At 53.9% G+C, this 20,219-nt stretch carries 15 protein-coding genes; 7 read left to right on the top strand and 8 right to left on the bottom strand.

The genetic code is table 11. The annotated features are described in order from the left end of the window. Window positions 1–54: 54 nt before the first annotated feature. Together K239x_RS17570 and K239x_RS17575 are read right to left on the bottom strand one after the other, a co-directional pair. On the bottom strand, window positions 55–1,767 hold the full coding sequence (locus K239x_RS17570; RefSeq protein WP_473163540.1) for an arylsulfatase: 1,713 nt from the start codon (window positions 1,765–1,767) through the stop codon (window positions 55–57). A gap of 205 nt (window positions 1,768–1,972) precedes the next feature. Next, window positions 1,973–2,779 (bottom strand): hypothetical protein, encoded by an 807-nt coding sequence (locus tag K239x_RS17575; RefSeq protein WP_145419526.1) that lies wholly within the window; start codon window positions 2,777–2,779, stop codon window positions 1,973–1,975. A 142-nt stretch (window positions 2,780–2,921) separates the two neighbouring features. Between K239x_RS17575 and K239x_RS17580 the strand changes: the two genes are divergently transcribed. From K239x_RS17580 to K239x_RS17590, 3 genes are all read left to right on the top strand, one after another. Next, the gene (locus tag K239x_RS17580) at window positions 2,922–3,863 is read left to right on the top strand and encodes an outer membrane protein assembly factor BamB family protein (protein ID WP_145419527.1); all 942 of its coding nucleotides are present in this window, start codon (window positions 2,922–2,924) and stop codon (window positions 3,861–3,863) included. A 90-nt stretch (window positions 3,864–3,953) separates the two neighbouring features. Further along, complete coding sequence (locus tag K239x_RS17585; RefSeq protein WP_145419528.1) at window positions 3,954–4,157, top strand: dodecin family protein; 204 nt, start codon at window positions 3,954–3,956, stop codon at window positions 4,155–4,157. A 53-nt stretch (window positions 4,158–4,210) separates the two neighbouring features. Next, complete coding sequence (locus K239x_RS17590; RefSeq protein ID WP_419189098.1) at window positions 4,211–8,107, top strand: DUF6797 domain-containing protein; 3,897 nt, start codon at window positions 4,211–4,213, stop codon at window positions 8,105–8,107. Between the two features lie 51 nt (window positions 8,108–8,158). Here the strand turns inward: K239x_RS17590 and K239x_RS17595 are convergent, their stop codons facing one another. After that, window positions 8,159–9,118, bottom strand: coding sequence for an AEC family transporter (locus K239x_RS17595; RefSeq protein ID WP_145419530.1), 960 nt, complete (start codon window positions 9,116–9,118; stop codon window positions 8,159–8,161). Between the two features lie 436 nt (window positions 9,119–9,554). Here K239x_RS17595 and tatA point away from each other — a divergent pair, with 436 nt between their 5' ends. Both tatA and K239x_RS17605 read left to right on the top strand, forming a co-directional pair. Further along, a complete protein-coding gene (tatA, locus tag K239x_RS17600; RefSeq protein WP_145419531.1) occupies window positions 9,555–9,764 on the top strand; it encodes a twin-arginine translocase TatA/TatE family subunit in 210 nt (69 codons plus the stop codon). Window positions 9,765–9,766: 2 nt separating this feature from the next. Continuing rightward, a complete protein-coding gene (locus tag K239x_RS17605) occupies window positions 9,767–10,039 on the top strand; it encodes a Sec-independent protein translocase subunit TatA/TatB (protein WP_145419532.1) in 273 nt (90 codons plus the stop codon). A 236-nt stretch (window positions 10,040–10,275) separates the two neighbouring features. Here K239x_RS17605 and K239x_RS17610 read toward each other — a convergent pair whose 3' ends face one another. The 3 genes from K239x_RS17610 to K239x_RS17620 form a co-directional block, all read right to left on the bottom strand. Continuing rightward, the gene (locus K239x_RS17610) at window positions 10,276–11,472 is read right to left on the bottom strand and encodes a Gfo/Idh/MocA family protein (RefSeq protein WP_145419533.1); all 1,197 of its coding nucleotides are present in this window, start codon (window positions 11,470–11,472) and stop codon (window positions 10,276–10,278) included. A 198-nt stretch (window positions 11,473–11,670) separates the two neighbouring features. Next, window positions 11,671–12,801, bottom strand: a complete 1,131-nt coding sequence (locus tag K239x_RS17615) for a cellulase family glycosylhydrolase (protein ID WP_145419534.1) — start codon at window positions 12,799–12,801, stop codon at window positions 11,671–11,673. After that, on the bottom strand, window positions 12,798–13,820 hold the full coding sequence (locus K239x_RS17620) for an exo-alpha-sialidase (protein WP_419189099.1): 1,023 nt from the start codon (window positions 13,818–13,820) through the stop codon (window positions 12,798–12,800). Before K239x_RS17620 ends, K239x_RS17615 begins: the two co-directional genes overlap by 4 nt. A gap of 248 nt (window positions 13,821–14,068) precedes the next feature. Here K239x_RS17620 and K239x_RS17625 point away from each other — a divergent pair, with 248 nt between their 5' ends. Both K239x_RS17625 and K239x_RS17630 read left to right on the top strand, forming a co-directional pair. Then, entirely contained in the window at window positions 14,069–15,571 is a 1,503-nt protein-coding gene (locus K239x_RS17625; protein WP_419189100.1) for a sulfatase family protein, read from the top strand. Between the two features lie 55 nt (window positions 15,572–15,626). Beyond that, complete coding sequence (locus tag K239x_RS17630) at window positions 15,627–17,123, top strand: sulfatase (protein WP_145422424.1); 1,497 nt, start codon at window positions 15,627–15,629, stop codon at window positions 17,121–17,123. A 106-nt stretch (window positions 17,124–17,229) separates the two neighbouring features. Here the strand turns inward: K239x_RS17630 and K239x_RS17635 are convergent, their stop codons facing one another. Together K239x_RS17635 and K239x_RS17640 are read right to left on the bottom strand one after the other, a co-directional pair. Then, window positions 17,230–18,702, bottom strand: coding sequence for a sulfatase family protein (locus K239x_RS17635; protein WP_419189101.1), 1,473 nt, complete (start codon window positions 18,700–18,702; stop codon window positions 17,230–17,232). 192 nt (window positions 18,703–18,894) lie between these two features. After that, the gene (locus K239x_RS17640; protein ID WP_145419535.1) at window positions 18,895–19,929 is read right to left on the bottom strand and encodes a hypothetical protein; all 1,035 of its coding nucleotides are present in this window, start codon (window positions 19,927–19,929) and stop codon (window positions 18,895–18,897) included. Window positions 19,930–20,219: the final 290 nt, after the last annotated feature.

Below are 20,219 nucleotides of genomic sequence, written 5' to 3' on the forward strand. Positions count from 1 at the left end.
CCAGCAGGAACAGTCGATCCTGGCTGGTGAGCGAATAGTTGCGAAGAGAGCAGTCTAGCGTGACTTCTTGGCTTTCCGCTTCCGCTGATTCAGATGCTGATACATGTTGAATCGCTCGGGAAATTTCACGCCATGCTTCGTGGCCCAGGTTTCCCACATCGCGATCATCTCTTTTCGTTTGTCAGCTTTGACGAGCGCCACATCATTCATTTCCGTACGATCAGCATCGATGTCGTACAACTCCCAGGGCTTTTCGTACTCGCGTACTAATTTCCACTTGCCCCAGCGAACCGCCGCGTTGCCTTCGTGCTCCCAGTAGATCGGTTCGGTGTGGACTGCCGTTTCCGATCCCTTCAACAACGAGACGATTGATTTGCCCTGACACGCTGGCATGTCCGCAGGATAGCTGGCGCCCGACAGTTCGATGCACGTTGCCATAAAGTCAGGCAAATAACTGGCGTGGCGAACCAACTTTCCAACTTGGTCTTTCGCAATTCCGTTGGGCCAGTGCGCGATCATCGGCGTCGCCGCGCCTCCTTCGTGCACAAAGTGTTTGTACAAACGAAACGGCGTGTTGCACGCATTGGCCCACGCCAATCCCAATCGCACGCCATCCGTGGTTTCCAGCGGAGGATCCTTGATCATCGACTCGTCGCCACGCCCCAGCACGCCGCCTTCTTGGCAAGCACCATTGTCGGACAGAAAGAAGATCACCGTGTTGTCGCGCTGCCCGATTTTGTCCAGATGCGAAACCAGCTTGCCAATGTTCTGGTCGATCGAATCGATGCACCCAGCGTAGGCCGCCATGATGGAATCCATTTTCTGACGCTGAACGTCATCAAGGGAATCCCACTTTGGTCCGACGTGTGGCGCTGGCACGACGTCACCTTCCCACAAACCTAGCTCTTTTTGTTTTGCCAATCGATTCTGCATCACCGCATCCCAACCGTCGGTGTACTTGCCCTTGTATTTCAAGTAGTCATCCCACTTGGCATTCAGCGGCCAGTGCGGTGCGTTGTATGCCAAATATAAAAAGAAAGGTTCATCGTCTTGCTCGGTAACTTCGGAAATGTACTCACAAGCAACGTCCGTAAAGTCATCGGTCGCATAGAAATCGGCGGGCGGATCAACCGGTGAATTGTCCAACGTCAGTCCACGGTCACCGCCTGGTTTCGAATAATTAAACGCACCACTTAGAGCTCCATAGAACCGATCGAACCCACGCTGGCGTGGCCAAACCGATCTGTCGTCGCTACCGAGGTGCCACTTCCCCGTCATCAACGTGTGATATCCGGCGGACTTGACCACTTGAGCGATCGTGGTGCAGCGGTCATTCAAGTACCCCTGATACGGTCCGGTAAAACCAAGCGGCTGATTCGGCGGCGCCGTCATGTGCCCGATTCCCGCTTGATGCGGATGCAAACCTGTCATCAGGCTGGCGCGGGTAGGGCAACAACGACCTGAGTTGTAGAACTGCGTGAATCGCAATCCCCCCTCGGCAAGCTTGTCCAAGTTCGGTGTTTCAATCTCGCTGCCGTAACAACCAATGTCCGAATACCCCAGATCGTCGACTAACACGATCACGATGTTGGGTCTTGCCGCCGTTTCATCAGCCATCGCCGACGGACGTGTTCCTTGCGTGACAAGGAAGGACGCCAACGCGACACAAAACACCGCACGCCAAACGCCAACGGCTGGACGCATCTTGCCGGATTGCATCGGTTCAATGGGGGACACTGCCGCGCTCGCCAGCTGACTGATTCTCATGCTCTTCTTCTCGATAGGTATGTAATAAGGGATTAATGGAGACGAGGCGGTGCGAGTCTAAAAACGATTTCACCCAAAACCAACTGCCCCTAACCGCAACGCCACCACCACGATTGTATTTGCCAAGAGCACGCAGGTGACGTGATTCGCTCGCCCGCCGACCCAAGCGACAGCTTCTGTCTTCTGCGGATCGACGGTGCAGATCTTATTGCTTGTTCTCTTCGTTCTGGATTCGCTGCGCCTCTCGGGCCGCTTTCTTCGCGACCTTTTCCGCTTCGATCATCTTCTGCAACATGGGCATCACGACACTGCGATAGATCCCTGCCGCCATCGGGTACTTCTTCATTTTTGAAAACAAATCATGCATCGTCGCACCGTCCGCCGCGTTCATCTCGACATTGGAAGTCCGCCCCGCTGCATCGACCATGGTCGCGTCATAGATCCACTGACCACTTGGGCCTTTACGGCGAACTACATCCGACAGCTGTGCGGTATTGAAATCGAAACGCCCCTCGGGCACCTCCGTTTTCGCCTGATACTGGTCGGTATCCAGGCCAAGCGTCGAACCAATTTTTTCAGTGATCTGCTCCACCGACTTTTCATTCGCAAACGATTTCAAGCGTTTCAGATTCTTATCCAACTCCGACAGTTTGACTTCGACGGGAAGTTTCTTGACAGCTTCGATCTGCGAATCAATCGACTTGCGAATTTGTTCGGCGGGAACATCATCCCCCAGCTTGGGCGTCATCAGCTCTGGCGGAGGCATCGGCGCAGCGCGATCGTCCGCCGGGGACGCAGAGGATTTCGATCCCGACGAAACAGCAGGCGCCGAACTGCGGCTAGGTAAATACCAAAACAGCAGCGCCACCAGCAGCAATGCGTGAGCAACGAGTGAAACGATAAAGGCTCGCTTCATTCGAGAGGGTTGTTTCTTTTCGTTTTCAATCGCAATCACAGTGGGTTGCGAATTGGCGGCATCCGCATCCAAAGCCGACTCGGGTTTCTTATTCATGCTGTTTCAGATTGTATCACGGATTTCTGTCCGCAATGGGCCAACGCAGGTCGCATATCAAACCACCGACGGCCTACAATTGCCGCTACCACATTCCTTCAATCGCTATTCCAATCGACAGAACGACGAATCCGGACACGACATGAAAAAACAACTTAGCAGCATTTTGACTTTCGCCATCGTCGTTGGCCTCTTCACTGCTCCCGCTCTCGCTGATCACCGATTCATCGCCAACCAGAATCGCAAGCTCTGCCGGTTTGATGCCGATGGCAAACTGGAGTGGTCGATGGAAATTGGCGGCTCGCCACACGATCTGCATCAGTTGCCCAGCGGCAATATTCTTACGCACCAGAACACCGAATTGATCGAAATCGATCCCAAGTCCAAGCAGATCGTTTGGAAGTTTGACGCCAAGAAGCTGTGCAAAAAGAAGAAGGTCGAAGTTCACGCTCTGCAGCCAATCGAAAACGATCGCATCATGGTGGCGGTCAGCGGGGAAGGCAAGATTTTTGAAATCGATCGCGATGGCACCGTCCAATTCGAATTGCAATTGAAAATCGACCATCCGCATCCCCACCGTGACACGCGACTGGTGCGACGCTTGGACGACGGGCAGTATTTGGTCGCTCAGGAAGGCGACGGATTTGTCCGGCAATACGGTCGCGATGGAAAAGTCACTTGGGAATACGACGTCCCCATGTTTGGTCGTGACGCAACGAAAGGGCATGGCCCTGAAGCGTTTGGTGATGCCGTTTTCAGCGCGATCCGATTGCCAAACGGAAACACGCTGATCGGAACTGGTAACGGGCATAGCATTTTGGAAGTCACTCCAGAGAAGGAAGTTGTCTGGAAAGTGACACAAAATGATCTACCAGGGATCACGCTGGCTTGGGTGACGACTTTAGAGATCCACGAAAACGGCAACATCATCCTTGGCAATTGTCATGCAGGCCCCGATCACCCGCAACTAATCGAAATCGACCGCGAAAAAAACGTCATCTGGAAATTCAAGGATTTCGAGAACCTTGGCAACGCGGTCTCCAACTCGCAGATTATCGACGCCAAAGGAAAAGTCCTTCGTTAAAGAGCCCTGCACCAAAACTCGCTGCGCTTCCCGATTCGCGTTTGACGATTTCATTCGTCAACTTTCAACCTCCTGCCCAGAGCATTTACTATGTCAGTCGCAAAAGTCACTGAGATCACGTCGTCTTCAAAAAAGAGTTTTGACGACGCCATGGAAAAAGGCATCAAGCGAGCGTGCAAGACACTCAAGAATGTTACCGGGGCCTGGATTCAGGATCAGAAAGTTGACATCAAGGACGGCAAGATCACGGAGTATCGCGTCAACTTGAAACTCACCTTTGTCTTAAAAGATTAACGCCACGAAAGGCTTCGTTACCATTGCGATCATTTCATAGAACTTTTGGTCTTTTGCTGCTCGCCTTTGGACCGACGTCGGCTAGTGCGCAACAGTTAGAAAAACAGTTGCTCGCCGAGCCAGCGACTCAGCTTGCCACCGCTGCACTAACCAGCGGCAATGCGGCGCGCGGCGCGATTGTGTTTCATCAACAATCGATTGCTTGCGGCACGTGCCACACGACGGGAACCGGACAAAGTGCGATCGGCCCGGACTTGACTCAGTACGACGCAGAAAAACTACCGTCTGACGTCGAACTGGTCGATTCAGTACTACGGCCATCTCAAGCGATTCGTGACGGCTACCAATCGGTCATGCTGGTGTTGGACACTGGACGCGTCGAAGTCGGTCAGTTCATTTCGGAGAACGCGCAAACGATTTCGTTGCGAACCGCGCGTCCGGGCGCTAAACCGCTGCAGATCCCCAAGGCGAAAGTCGAAGCTCGCAAACAGAACAGCCAATCCCTCATGCCTGCGGGACAAGTGAATCAGCTTTCTGGGCGACAGCAGTTTTTGGATCTTGTCCGATATCTCATTGCAATTCGCGACGGCGGAGCGGAAACGGCCAGAAAACTGCAACCACCGCCTCATCTGCTGGTTGCGCCTCCCGTCCCTGAGTACGAAAACAACATCGACCACGCCGCGATGATTGCGTCTCTTGACGATGAATCTTTTCAACGCGGCGAAGCGATCTACAGTCGCCTGTGCGTTAACTGCCATGGGACGAAGGATCAGCCCGGATCGCTGCCCACGTCGTTGCGTTTTGCCAGCGGCAATTTCAAAAACGGCAACGACCCTTTCGCCATGTATCAAACACTGACCCGTGGGTTTGGCATAATGCTTCCGCAGACCTGGATGGTGCCCCAACAAAAATACGATGTGGTCCACTACATTCGCCAAGCGTATTTGAAACCGCACAATCCAGACGAACATTTCGACGTCAACGATTCCTATTTGACGAGTTTGCCCAAAGGCACATCGATCGGCCCCGCTCCGGTCGAAGTGCAGCCTTGGGTCAACATGGACTACGGTCCTTCGATGATCAACACTTTTGAAACAGGAGATGACGCATTAAATTTTGCGCACAAGGGAATTGCGGTGCGTTTGGATGCCGGGCCTGGCGGAGTTTCGCGGGGGCATGCCTGGACGATTTTTGATCACGACACGATGCGGATGAGTACGGCCTGGGTAAAACCAGATTCATCATCGCTGGATTCGTTTATCAACTGGCAGGGGATTCATTTTAACGGGCGTCACAACATTCATCCGCGTGTCAGTGGCGATGTTCACTTGCAGAACCACAATGGCCCAGGCTGGTCCAATCCGTCTAATGGATCGTTGGACGACCCCCGATTAGTCGGACGCGATGGGCGAAAGTATGGTCCACTGCCCAACGAATGGGCGAAACTAAACGGAATTTATTCCCACGGCTCACAGACCATCATCGACTACCAAATCGGTGACACAACGATTCTGGAATCACCGCAGCTGATCGCAGATGTGTCGTCAACAAAGGATCAGCGCTACGTGTTTGGCCGCCAAATGAATGTTGGCCGTCGCGACCGCGAAATGACGTTGCGGGTCGCCAGCCTCGGCGCAAACGCAAAACTTCGGCGCACCAACCAGTCCGTCGCCATTGATTATTCCGCAGGGAAAACTTCCACCAACGATTCACAAACCTTCGATGGCGGATCGTTCTTGCAAACAGCTGGCAGTGATCGCTTTGAGATGAGGACGCAAGACTTCACGCTCCTTGCTCGAATTCGTACAACCAGCGACGGTGCGATTTTCACGCAGACGTTGGACCAAACAAAATGGGTCCCAGGCGGAAAAAGTCTCTTCATACGTGATGGACTTTTGAACTACGACATTGGCTGGGTCGGCGCGGTTCGTTCTCTGAAACGAGTCACTGACGGCAGGTGGCATGACATCGCGATGACGTGGAAAAATTCCGGCGAAGTAAAGTTCTTTGTCGACGGAAAACCAAGCGGCGGTGGAAAACTGAAACCAAAACGTGATTTGGCCAAGCCGGTGATCCGCATTGGCCACACGGCAAGTAATTTTCCGGCGAAACCATTTTTCAAAGGCGACCTCCAGAATGTTCAATTTGTACCGCGTGCCTTGAACCAAAAGCAAATTGGCAATGTCGAGGCTTCGGAACCTGTCCAGGATGCAATCTCGAACTGGCCGCTGGATGCCCCGAAAAGACTGCTCGACACCCAAGGTTTGCATCCACTCGTTGGCGTCGTCAACGGAGCGGCGAAAACGACTGCGTTGCAGATTCAACAGGCAGGACTTTCCATTCCCATCCAAGGAGCATCTTGGTCGATTCGCGACCAAAACCAACTTTGTTTGACCCTCCCTCCAGGCGACGCTCCCATTGATGTTGTGTTGTGGACGCGTTCTGCCAATGGTGACCAGCCCGATGCGGCGTCACCCACGGTACTGATTGACGATCCCAAACCAAATCTGCGACCACTGACCAAGGGAGGACCGCAACGATGGCCCGAGAAGTTGACGACAAAGGTTCAGCTTGGCGATAGCAGCGGCGCCTTTGCTGCCGATGTCCTGCAGGTACCCACGTCGAACCCTTGGCTCGCACGCCTGCGATTGACTGGATTCGATTTTTTCGACGACGGTGATTCGATGGCGATTTGCACGTGGGACGGCGACGTTTGGCAGGTGACCGGGCTATCGCAGATCGATCACGCGACTGCCTATACGGAGGTCGAATTGACTTGGCAACGCATCGGATCCGGTTTGTTTCAGCCGCTGGGTTTGCGAATCGTCGGTGGCCGAATTTACGTTTCGTGCCGCGATCAGATTTGCATTTTGAATGATCAGAACGGCGACGGCGAAACTGATTTCTACGAGTGTTTCAACCGAGACCACCAAGTCACTGAGCACTTTCACGAGTTCGCGATGGGATTGCAGACCGACGACGAAGGTAATTTCTATTACGCCAAGTCCGCTCGTCACGCGCTCAAAGCCGTGGTGCCTCATCACGGCACACTTCTAAAGGTCAGCAAAGATGGTAGTGAAACTGAGATTCTGGCCAAAGGTTTTCGAGCAGCGAACGGTGTCTGCTTGAATCCGGACGGAACCTTTATCGTCACCGATCAAGAAGGCCACTGGAATCCCAAGAACCGTATCAACTGGGTTCGCAAAGGCGGATTCTACGGAAATATGTTTGGCTATCACGACGTCACCAATTCGTCGGATTCCGCCATGGAACAACCCCTGTGCTGGATCACCAATGCGTTTGATCGATCGCCCGCGGAACTGTTGTGGGTCGACAGCGAAAAATGGGGACCGCTGAACCATCGATTGCTGAATCTGTCTTACGGCTACGGCAAGGTTTACTTGGTCCCGCACGAAGACATCGACGGACAAAAACAAGGCGGGATGATCGAACTACCGATCGATCAGTTTCCAACCGGAGTCATGCGTGGCCGTTTCCGCCCGGACGATCAACAACTTTATCTGTGCGGCATGTTTGCTTGGGGTAGCAGCCAACAACAGCAAGATGGCGGTCTGTATCGTTTGCGATGCACTGGCAAACCGATCCAACTACCGGTCGAGTTGTCCGCCACCAACCGCGGAGTGACGCTCGGTTTTTCTGGCGAAATTGATCGCACGAGCGCGGCAGACCCAAAGAACTACAGCGTCCGGGTTTGGTCTCTCCGCCGGACGGCTAACTATGGGTCAAAGCACTATGACGAGCGGGAGTTGAATGTCGCCGAAGCCGACTTGTCAGCCGACGGGAAGACGGTTTCCCTGACGATTCCCGAGATCTCGCCGACGTGGTGCATGGAGATTCGCTACCGACTGTTGTCGATCGATGGCAAAGAAATCGACGGCACGCTGCACAATTCGATTCATCGGTTGAAAGCTGATCCGGTCGAAAACTAAAACCGTTGCTCCCCGCGACCGCTGGTTCCCGTGACCGTTGGCGTCCATCCGCTAAACGCCCAACCACCACTGCCCGATTCCCAGCCAAAACGGAATCAGGATCAGTGCCGCCAACGATGTCGACAGCACGACACTTAGTGCGGTGGAAACGTCTTTGTCGTACAAGCGTATTAGCACGACCGGAAAAATCGCCGAAGGCATTGACGCCTGCAGCATCATGACTTGTCGCAGGTCTTCGGATCGGATCAGTGCGGTCGCCGCCCCCAGCATTAACAGGGGCATGATGCACTGGCGAAATCCGATTGCCGCGATCACCACACGCCACGAATGACCAAGCTTTGATTCGCCCAAAAAGTCCACGATGATGGCACCGCTGAGCACTAGGCCCATCGGAATGGCACAGGCTGCCAAAAGCGAAAACGCGCTCATCACAAAAGGTGGCACTACGCCGACACCGACGACGTGCTTAATCACGATCGCCAGCACCACGGCGATCAGCGGCGGATTCGTCAACGCTTGTCGCCAGCCGTTGGCAGAACTGCCGCACAACACGGCCAGCCCGACGCTCCACAGTGCCAAGTCCACGCCGACATTGTGCAGGATCAAGTCGACCACCGCATTTTCATAAAACTTCTCGGCCAGCGGCAGAGGGATGTAGCCGTAGTTGCAAATGCCAGCACACAAACCAAACGCACGTTGCTTGGCATCGGTATCGAGTCCGATGGCTGGCCCGACCAACCTTGCGAACCACAGGGCGAGCATAAAACCAACTGTCGTCGTGACGAAACCAACCACCGGCGGCATCCACGCAACCGCCAGCGTATCGGTGGAAGTGCCGTAGAGGATTCGATCCAAAAAGAACGATGGGATCAGAAGATTGGTCGTCAACCGCGCGAGCGAGCGATCGGCTTCGCGCGTCAGCCATCCTGCTCGACGGCAACCACCGCCGATGACCATGACCAGAATCACGCCAAAAACACTCGAAATGATTGGCCAAAGATTGGGAGGCATGGAGCGGTGGGCAATGATTGACTAAGAAACGCGTAGGCAGGGCGACAGTCTGTCTTGCCGCGGACACCTAAGCTTTCGCAAGACCGTGGCGGCAAAACCGAACAGAAAATAGGCTTTTTCATAATTGTCGGCTATGCGAAGCCGCGGCCGATCACACGAATCGTGAGGATTTGTCCGTCGCAAGGGATCTATTGCGCGAATTCGGCGCCCTTCGATGCGACGGGGACCTTTGATTTACGGTCGCCAGCCAATAAAATGGACGCGTAGAGTGAGTTCGATGGATCCTTTCCATCGTTCTGTCATTAAGTAAACGTCACCCCCGACACATCGGTCCAGGAGGTGATCAGTACGTTTTACGTCTGATCGACCTACCCGCTTTCGCCGTAAGTGCACGTGAGGGTCCTCAAATTTTGAGCCTCTTTTGCGGAGCGAAGCTATGAGTATGAGTGCATTGATGTTAGCGTTTGGTTTTCCCGGCATGCCGGAGATGCTGATCGTCTTGTTCTTGGCATTGTTGTTGTTTGGCGGTGCCAAGCTTCCCAGCCTGATGCGAAATCTTGGCCGTAGTGCTAACGAGTTCAAAGCGGGCATGAGCGAATCGCTCGACGACGAAGATTCCGCTGGTCCTCCCAGCGAGAACACATAAAAATGTTCGGATTCGGACCATTTGAAGCCATGGTGATCGGGATCATCGCCGTCGTTCTCTTCGGCGGAAATCTTCCCGAAGTCGCCCGAAAGTTAGGTGGCAGTTATCGCGAGTTTCGTCGAGGGTTAAACGAAGTCCAACAACAGTTCCGCGTGGCCGAGTACGAAGCCAAGCAGGCGCTGACGATGGACGACGCTCCCAAGAATAGTCCCGCCGATGACGACGAAGACGAACCGGCCGAGCCATCGGCTCCCAAGTTCACTCCACCAAGCTAGCGCATCGTCCAAATTAGCTTTGCGTTGGCCGACTGAGCCGTTTGGACTTAAGCCCGTTTAGCATGCGAGTACCGTAGCTACCGGGCTGTTGATCATTTCCCTCACACGGCTGATGCAGCGACCAACCCCGCGTTTGGCCGCTGGCGTCAAATGCAGTCGAAGCCAAACGCTGCGGCAAGTGCATCTGTGCTGTCATCCCGTGTACTGCCTATCGGTACTTGGCACGCAGCGCACGATCATGCCGTGTACTGGGGAATCTTGAGCAGCTCGCCGCCCTTGAGTGCCGACTGATGGGCGACCACACCCGCTACCGTCATGTCTAACGCCTGTTTGATACCAACCAACGGCTGACGGTTTTCGAGGATCGACATTACAAATTCGTTTCCTAGATAGCCATGTGACCCGCCATGCCCACCGGGTTTGACACCGGGCGGCAACGATGGGCGCTGCAGATTGGGAAGCGACTTTTCCAAGCCCTGGTATTTCATGCCGATCATCGAACCGCGCTCACCGCGAACGCGACCGATTTCGCCGCCGTAACCCGCGGTATCCCAGCTGACGCCCATCCGAGCCGTACCGCCTTCGCTGGTGCGCAAGAGTGCGATTTCGGTTCCAAACGGATTGTCGTATCGATTCTTTCCTGGTTGATAAGGCTCCAGCTTACTTGGCATCGCCATGCAAGAGACCTCGGTAAAGCTCTCGCCAGTGACGCCGACGTAGTAGCCATTGGAATGCGTCGGATACCACTGAGGTGGCAGACCGACGCGCCAGTTTTTGTAAGACGCGATTTGCGACAGCGAGTAGTGATAGTACTCGCCTTCGCTGTAAACCAATTTCCCAAATCCGCCCGCGCGGTATATCTGCCGCATCGCGTACACGTCGCTGTGGTAGCACGAAGTTTCAAAAAGCATGTAAATCAGACCGGAATCATTGACGGCTTCAAACAGTCGCCCCGCTTCTTCCAACGATCCAAACACCGCGGGAACAGCGCACGCAGCATGTTTGCCGTGCCGGAGGACTTCGATGACGTGGCGACAGTGGCTGGGTGCGTCCGTTGCCACAAAGATGGCTTCGATCGAATCGTCTTTGACCATCTCTTCCAGCGAAGGATAGGTCTTTTCGCACTTGCACGCTTTTGCCAATGCATCGCAACGATCCGGAAACAAGTCGCTGACTGCAACGACTTCGACATTGGGATGGTGCTGGAGAGAAAACTGTGCGCCAAATCGGCAAACTCCGTAGCCCACAATCCCCATCCGAATTTTGCGATTCGAAGTCGGCGTCCATGGCTTGGCGGCAGTTTCGACCTTGCCTTCTTCAAACCCCTGAATGTTCGGTTTGTCGTCGGCCCATCCTGAGGAAGCTGACGCCAGAGCACCACCACCAATGGCCACACTCTTGATAAATGAACGGCGTGACGAGGATTCTGACACGGTGGAATCTCCTGATCGAGGCGGGAACCATGTCGCGACGCGTGTGAATCAAGTCACCAGCGCGGTTTCATGGTCGATAGAAAGGTTGGGCCAGCATTGTAGACGACTGCGAACGGGCACGTTGCAATCGATGGCTCGCATGGAGTGATGCACTCAGCAATGCACTCCAATACCAAATCGCCTCCTGCATTCACACGTTTACTTCTGTTCAGTCGTCGTCCGCTCAATCGACATCGCACGAAATCTATCCAGCCATTTCGCCGTGATCGCGTCGGCAATCGTGCGATCCTTCTTCGCGTGCAAATCCGCAGCGGTAGCTCCCCAGTAAAAGCTGACCCAACCATCGACGAACTCCGCTGACTGATCGACAAACTCTGCAAGTTCATCTTGGCTACACGCGAGCGGAAACATTTCTTCGACGATCAACGGTTTACCGATCTGATAAGCCCGCAGTGCCGTAATTGCATTTTGCACTTCGCCTTTCTTGGGATAAAAATGAACGGCAACAAAATCCAATCGTTCGCCCACCGCTGCCGAGTGAAACAGTGGTTTTCCGCCGCCAAAAACGTAAACCCAGGGAATCACTCCTACCGTGACGAGATGGCGTTGATCGTGTTTGCGAATGGCGTCCACCATTTGGTCGACCCAAGCTTTGGCAACTTCGGCACGTTCGCGGCCGCGAAGATCCAAGGCAATGCGTTGAACAAAAAACTTCCCGTCCAATTTGCCGCCAAGCCACTCCGTCGTTGGCTTCTTTCCGGGCAAGATCGGCTCATTCATTAGGTCGTAACAAAAAACCGCCGGACTATGGCGACACGTTTTCGCGACACTCTCCCAAAACACTGCTTGAGCTTTCCACCGATCTTGCTCGCTTAGCTGGTCCAACCAATCCGGGATATTCTGCTTGTGGTAGCACGCCAGACCGGTGATATCCAAATACAGTCCCGTCGTCTCAGCGAGCTGAACAAGTTTGGACAACTGCGCGAGCGCCGCTTGATTCGGTTCCTGAGGGCTATGTAGAAACTTGCCGAGCTGCAGATGGATCCGGACACAGTTCGCACCAAGCTGTTTGATTTCGCCAAAGTCTTCGACAACCTTCGGCCATTCGTCGATCCAATACTCATCCAGCAGCCGACCGGTTTGGTCGTGATCGTAGTTCACCCCCCAAACGACAAAACGATCGCCGCTTGATTCGAGTTCAAAATGGCTACGATCAGCGCTGACTTTGATCAACGGCATGACATCGGCAGTTGCGACTCGCGATAGCAGAGCCATCAGCAGACAGAGGCCAACTCGCCAGCTGACCAACGGGCCGGTGTGATGAATCATTTCTTGTCACCATGATCGGAATCGAATCGAACTTTCGCCAAGTAGATACTCGTTTTTCCCTCATGCGAGGAGTAATAGCTGACCCACAGCATGTCGTCGTGCCAAACCATTCCTGCGTAACTCGTATCGCCGCCCGAAGGCAACTTGAGTGCTTCGGTGAGCGTCCCCTGCTCAAGATCCAGCCAGCACAATGACGTGCGGACCGGTTTGTCGTAGAGCCGAACCGCCGCCATGATGCGATCATCGGGCAGCTGAATCATATCCGGCCCACCGATTCGGATGTTGAGCTTGGTCCAGTGCCACTGTTTGTAGGGAGGCCGCGACTTTCCGAGGTAACCTTGTTTGGGTTCGCCGTCTTGCCGCAACAAACAGTACGCGGTGTCGTCATCCAGAAATGCCATCGACGTCTCGTTGGGATAGGTGCCTTCGACATTCACTTTGGCGATCAGTCTCTCGAACGACTTTCCGTCGGCACTGCCGTAGAATTTCAGGCCTCGTCCTTTGCCGGTGTCATAACCAAAGCCATAGACCTTGTTGCGATGCCAAGTCGTTCGCCAAAGCCAATTGTCGACATCCCCCACTTTGCGTTTGTCGCTCCAGTCGGTTCCGTTCTCAGAGAACCAAACCAACGATTGGTGTTGTCGTCCAGCGGGCGAATCGATCGCTTCAGCCCCCAAAAGCATCAGTCGCCCCTCGGGGGTGACCGTGATTTTGGCATCACGCAAATCCGAGTCCTTCGATGTGATCAGCGCCGCCGAACTCCACCGGTCACCATGGGTCGACGTCAGCACGCGTAACGCACCGTCTTTGGAAACATGCTTGGAACCTTCGCGAAAAACGCAGTACCAGCGATCATCGAAGCGGACGAGATCAGTAAACGCGTTGTGCGGTGCTTCGTTCCAAATGCACTGGTGACTGACGAGCACAGGCTTTGACGCCGTGTTGTCCGCGTGCACAACGGCCGGCAGTGAAAGTAACGTGACAATCCAGACCAAGTTTTTCATTTTGTAGTTCAGCATCTTCAGATTTGCGTTTCTTGTTTTAGCGAGTAACGACGGCATAGCAGGGCGATTAAGAGTATCTTCTGTGTGCAGTGCGGTGGGTCTGCGAAGCCTTTTTTCGTTAAAAACACGACCAAGCAGCATGCGATCACCACATGGTCAAACGTTCCCGCAAACATCCGAGTTGGGCGGTGCGTTTGGTCCGTTTGCAACTTGTTCAGCTGTATGCCCCCGCATGACCGCGCATCACCCTACGCCACCACAGCATGAAAGTTGAGAAGCAGATGTCACGGTTCAGTGCCACAAATTTTGGGAAAGCTCGTCCGTTTGCACCGTTGCATATCGCCGCGGCAATCTTGGTCAGCATCTGCGTCGGTAGCAATTCAGCTTTGGCAACCGAACGACCAAACATCGTGATCATCTTGGTGGACGACATGGGATACGGCGACCCAGGTTGTTTTAATCCTGAATCCAAGATCGCAACGCCCAACATTGATTCGCTGGCTGCTGCCGGCATGAAATTCACGGACGCGCATGCGCCGGGCCCCCTTTGCCACATGTCGCGGTACGGATTGATGACGGGACGCTATCCGTTTCGCACCAATTGCGGACGATGGAACAAAGAACCGGTCATCGACGCGGGGCAAATGACGATCGCATCGCTGCTGAAAAGCCAAGGCTACCGAACCTCGATGGTGGGCAAGTGGCACCTTGGGTTTGACGAATCAGGCGGATACGAGAAACCGCTGACCGGGGGCCCAGTTGATCGAGGCTTTGACAGCTTCTTTGGCATCCGCGCCTCAACCGACATCCCGCCGTACTTTTACATTCGCAATCGCAAAGCGGTCGCACCGCCGACCGACGCCATCGAAGCGAACAGCACGCAAGGCTGGTCACCGATCCAAGGTGAGTTTTGGCGAGCCGGAGGAATCGCGCCCGACTTGCAATTGGCTGACGTGTTGCCACGCTTCACGGACGAAGCGATCAATGTGATCAATCAACATCACAAGCAACCCACAGGTGAGCCGCTGATGATGTACCTGGCGTATCCGGCTCCCCATACACCTTGGCTGCCATCGGAACCATTCAACGGTAAAAGCGGCGCCGGGATGTACGGTGATTTTTTAATGATGGTCGATTCGATGATCGGTCGCGTGCTCAAAGCCATGGACGAAACCGGCATGAGAGACAATACGTTGGTGCTGTTTTCGTCGGACAACGGGCCCGTATGGTACGAAAATGACGTCCAGCGATTGGGCCATGATTCGTCCGGCGGATTGCGAGGCATGAAAGCCGATGCATGGGAATGCGGACATCGGATGCCGATGATCGCAAGTTGGCCGGGCAAAGTAAAAGCAAACACGACGACGGACCAGATGGTTTGCTTTACCGATTTCTTAGCGACGTTTGCCGACATGACCGGCGCGGACCTGGCACTTGACGACGGGCCAGACAGTTTCAGTTTCTGGCCTGTTCTCACCGGCCAGCAGCCCGAAGACGCCCCGATTCGCCAACACATGGTGATCCGGTCCGGAGGACCATTGATGACGATTCGGCAAGGAGCCTGGAAATTGATCGACGGTCTTGGGTCCAGCGGATTTTCACATCCCAAACGAATCAAGGCGGGGCCCAGCGATCCAGCCGGTCAACTCTACAACCTGGCAAATGATCTGGGCGAAACAAAAAATGTCTATCATGATCACCCCGATCTGGTTCGACAGTTGCAACAAAAGCTAAGCGAAATCCGTGACAACGGGCGGAGCCGCTAATCGAATCAGAAGATCGCAAATGAAGCTTGCCACTCTTACGACAAATACCTATCACATGCTGAATTTCCGAAACACGCTTTCGACGCTTGGACCTCGCGTCTTGATATCGCTGGCCCTGGTGTCATTGACCTTGGTATCAGGTACTACGACCGTCGATGCCGCCCAGCCGAACATCGTCTTTATCCTGGTCGATGACTTGGGCTACATGGACATCGGAGCGAACAACCCCGACACGTTTTACGAAACGCCGCACATCGACCGATTGGCAGCGTCGGGAATGCGTTTCACCAATGGCTATGCCGCCAATCCGGTCTGCTCCCCGACTCGCTACAGCATCATGACGGGACGTTGGCCAAGCCGCGTGAAGGCGACCAACTTCTTTGCCGGTCGTCGTCCTGGAAAATTTCTTCCGGGCAAACTGGTCGACCGGATGGCATTGGAAGAAATCACGCTGGCCGAAGCCTTGAAAACCAAAGACTACCGAACCTTTTTCGCAGGCAAATGGCACCTGGGGCCAACGGAGGAATTCTGGCCGACCAAGCAGGGATTCGACGTCAACAAAGCGGGGCACAATGCCGGTGGCCCGTACAAAGGCGGCAAGTACTTTTCGCCGTACGGGAATCCCCGTTTAGGCGATGGCCCCAAGGGCGAGCATTTGACGGCACGACTTGCCGACGAAACCGTCAACTTCATTCGGGAAAGCAAAGATCAACCTTTCATGGCGTACCTGGCTTTCTACAGTGTGCATACGCCGCTGATGGCGCCGAAGAAACTGGTACAAAAGTACCGCGACAAGCTAACAAAAATGGACCTGTCCGACGAAGGCACGTTTGCTGACGAGGAACAGGTTTGGCAGAATTCAAAAAAACCTCGCCGTGTTCGCGTCGTTCAGTCTCACGCGATCTACGCTGCCATGGTCGAATCGGTGGACAACGCAGTCGGCAAAGTCATCAACGCACTGGAAGAACAAGGCATTGCTGACAACACGATCGTTTGTTTGACCAGCGACAACGGCGGGCTGTCGACTTCGGAAGGCTCGCCGACCAGCAATTTGCCTTTACGCGGAGGCAAAGGTTGGATTTACGAAGGCGGAATTCGCGAAGCGTTTTTGATCCGCGCTCCTGGCGTGACTCAAGCGTCCACTACGTGCGAAGTTCCCGTCATGAGCATCGATTTCTTTCCGACGCTGCTGGAATTGTCCAACATCAAACATGACGCCGTGGATGGCAAAAGCTTGGTGCCACTTTTGAAACAAGAATCCAAATGGGAGCGCGAAGAACTGTATTGGCATTATCCGCATTACAGCAACCAAGGCGGTTTCCCCGGAGCAGCCATTCGCCAAGGAGATTGGAAACTGATCGAGCGATTCGAGGATGGACGAACGCAACTCTACAACTTGGCAAGTGACATCGGCGAAAGTGTCGATCTTGCTCAAAAAGATCCGGAACGAGTCGACGAACTCAAATCAAAGCTGCACGCTTGGTACAAAGAAGTCGACGCCGAGTTTTTGCAGGCCAAACCGGATGGGCCAAGTCCATGGCGTGCCGAATAAACCTTGGCCTGCATCACCAGCTACGGCTCTGCCAATGATTTTGGCGTTGCAAACCGCGATGCAAATCGCGGTACGCTGGTGCAGGAATCGAACCACGCTGGCGGCGTCACTTGCTTGCTTTGTTTTTCTTAAGCTTGCGTTTCGCGGGCTTCCGAGAACCGTTACCTTTCGTGCGCCAAGCTTCGACAGCTTCCTTTCGCGTCATCGACCGATACTTACTTTGCCGCGAAAGTGCATCGAGCTCGGTTTCTAGGCCGATGTCTCCTTGCTGATCCATCCAACGATCGAGTTCGACTTTCAGGCGTACGAGAGTTTCCTTGTGAGCGGGGTCACTGGCCAGATTGTTCATTTCCATCGGATCGGCTTCGCAATCGAACAGCTCAAACTCAGGGCGATAGTGGTAGCGATCGACAAGCATTTTGGCGTTCTTGTCGCCTCCCGATGCTTTGGCCACCATGGACTGAAAGTAGTCCGCTTTTGTGCAAGCGTTTGTAAATTTACTTTCGTGATTAAGATTCCACACCAAGCGGTAGCGCGCGTCACGCACGGTACGGATTGCATACGCATCACTTCCATTGATGATCCCACGCGTTGTCATTTCGCCAAACGCAAACGACTTGTGTGTCGTGGTCTTTCCCATTAGCACATCGACAAAGCTTTTCCCATCCAAGAGATCACTTGGTTTGCCGCCAGCCGCTTGGACAAACGTCGGCGTGATATCCGTGTACTCCACGATCGCGTCGGTCGTCGCCCCCGCTGCCACTTTACCGGGCCAGCGAACGATCATGGCGGATTGAAGTCCATGGCCGTAACAAGTCCATTTTGCGAACGGAAACGAATTGCCTTGTTCCGACACAACCATTACCAGCGTGTTGTCTTTCAGATTGTGCTGATCCAGCAAGTGCAGAATCTGACCGACTTGATCATCGTAATAGGTGATCTCTGCCAAGTAGCGACTGAAGTTGTCGCGAACGACCGGAGTATCGACGATGTAGGGCGGCAATTTAATTTCGGCAGGCGGGTACTTTGATGCATCGCCTTTGTCCCAAGGCGTATGCGGTTCGTTGGAACACGCGAACAAACAAAACGGAGTTTCCGACTGCTTGCTTTGCTCCATCAAGTCGCTCACCGCATCCAGATCGGGATTCTTCTTATCCACCGAATACTCAAACGGAAACGCCTCCTTGGGCCCGATGTGCGTTTTGCCCGACAACGCGACGCGATACCCGAGCGGTTGAAGGTAGTGGACAATGCTCTGGATGCCATTTTTGGCAAACGTGTGATTCGGATAGGCACCGGATTTCACAGGATAGAGACCTGTGTAGATATTGTGCCGAGTCGGCGAACACATCGGTGCCGCTTGAAAGCACTTCATAAACTGCATGCCTTCGGTGGCCAGCTTGTCGATGTTGGGCGTATGAGCCTGACCACCGTAACAACCAAAATCATCAAAGGTGCAGTCATCAGCGATGATAAACACTAAGTTGGGCTTCTCTGCCGCTACTAGAGTCGTAGCCATCGCCAATAGACAGACAGCGAATGACGATGCCAGAGGACGAAGTCGTTGACGTTGGTTCATAAATAGCTTCCCGGAAAAACGGAATAGGACGCCGGCATTGTATCGCACCCCAGATCGGCCGCTTGGAAGCTGAACCAAAACTATCCTCGCCAGTTGCTCCGAAGCAATGATCGCTTGTTCGAATAGAAAAAAAGCTTGCCCAACGTCCGTCTAACGCTGAGCAAGCTTTTTGTGAATCGAATCCGCTATCTCTTAGCGATTGATACCGAACCGGAACGTTGGGCCATAGAGCGAAAATTCGTTGCCGATGATGCCCGCAATTGCAGCAGCATCCCAGTTCTGAGTTTCAAAGGCGAACTCCGATACAAACAAAGCTCCACTGGCAAGTTCGCGGCTGCGACTGACACCAACTTTGGCTTCCCAAATCTTCATGGTGCTTTCTTCGGCTACGACGGAAACGAGACCTGGAATCGCAAGTTCATTGTCCGTAAGCAACAGGCTAGCGCGTCCGCTGACTGATAGATCCCAGGCGGTCTGCCCAAGGCTGCGGGTGTAACGACCACCGACTGTTAGCCCGGCACCATCGGAGTCGAATTCCAAGCTGCCAAGTCCGGGCAGTTCATAGCTTTGATTGACATCGGCGTATCGAAATCCGGTCGAAAGCAGCAAATCACTGCCACAGAACTTCAAACGGCTGGTGACTTCCAAATCCAGCGTGTGTAGTTCCAGGCCAGTTTCGACGCCCAGATCCGAAGGGTCCGACGTGTCGTCAAAATTGAAGTACGTCGCGCGAAAACCCAAACCGTCCGCGCGTTCCCGTCCAAAATACACTCGCGGTGCCAAGTCAAAGTCCATCGTCGACGTGACGCTGCCTGCGATCGCCAAAGGAGGAATCGCTCCGCTGATTGCACCCACGTTCGGTTTCAAAATCGCAAAATCGAATCCGGCGTAGTTAACAGGACAGCCAATGCAGTTGGTCGACACGCGAGTCGATGGAACCACGTTTGGCTGGCACGAATGTCGCCCCGACGCATTCGATTCAAGCGATGCGATTCGCGATTCCAAGGTCGCAATGTTTTGGTCAGCGTACGGTTCGTTTTGAAAAGCCGTCGCACTGACCAATTGGACTTCGGCAGGCGAAGCATCCGAAACGGCTTGGCTGAAAACATGCGTATCAGCAGCTTCGCCAACCAACAATTCTTGGAATGCCGTGTCAGCGCTGGACGTTTGTGCGACAAATGCCAACGCAAGTAGAGCCAACAAACGCTTTGTGAATGTAAATTTCATCTCGATCACTTCCATGTGAATGTCTAAATCGTTTCCGCCTGCTACCGGACATCCTTATCGCGGTTCAACTGGTGGCAACAACCTTGCCAGTTGCGGGGGTGCTACCTGACTATTCGACACATTTGTGATCCATTAATCGGTACTTGAACGAATGACGGCGCATGACGGAGAACCCTCGGGGACCATCCAAACGCAACAATCTGCACAACCGTTAACGCATCGAAACTGCTGATGAAGAGTACACCGGTGAAATTCCGCTCTGCGCAGCAAGGCTCCGACCGGGTTCATCG

The organism is Stieleria marina (genome assembly GCA_007741555.1).
Lineage (GTDB): Bacteria > Planctomycetota > Planctomycetia > Pirellulales > Pirellulaceae > K23-9.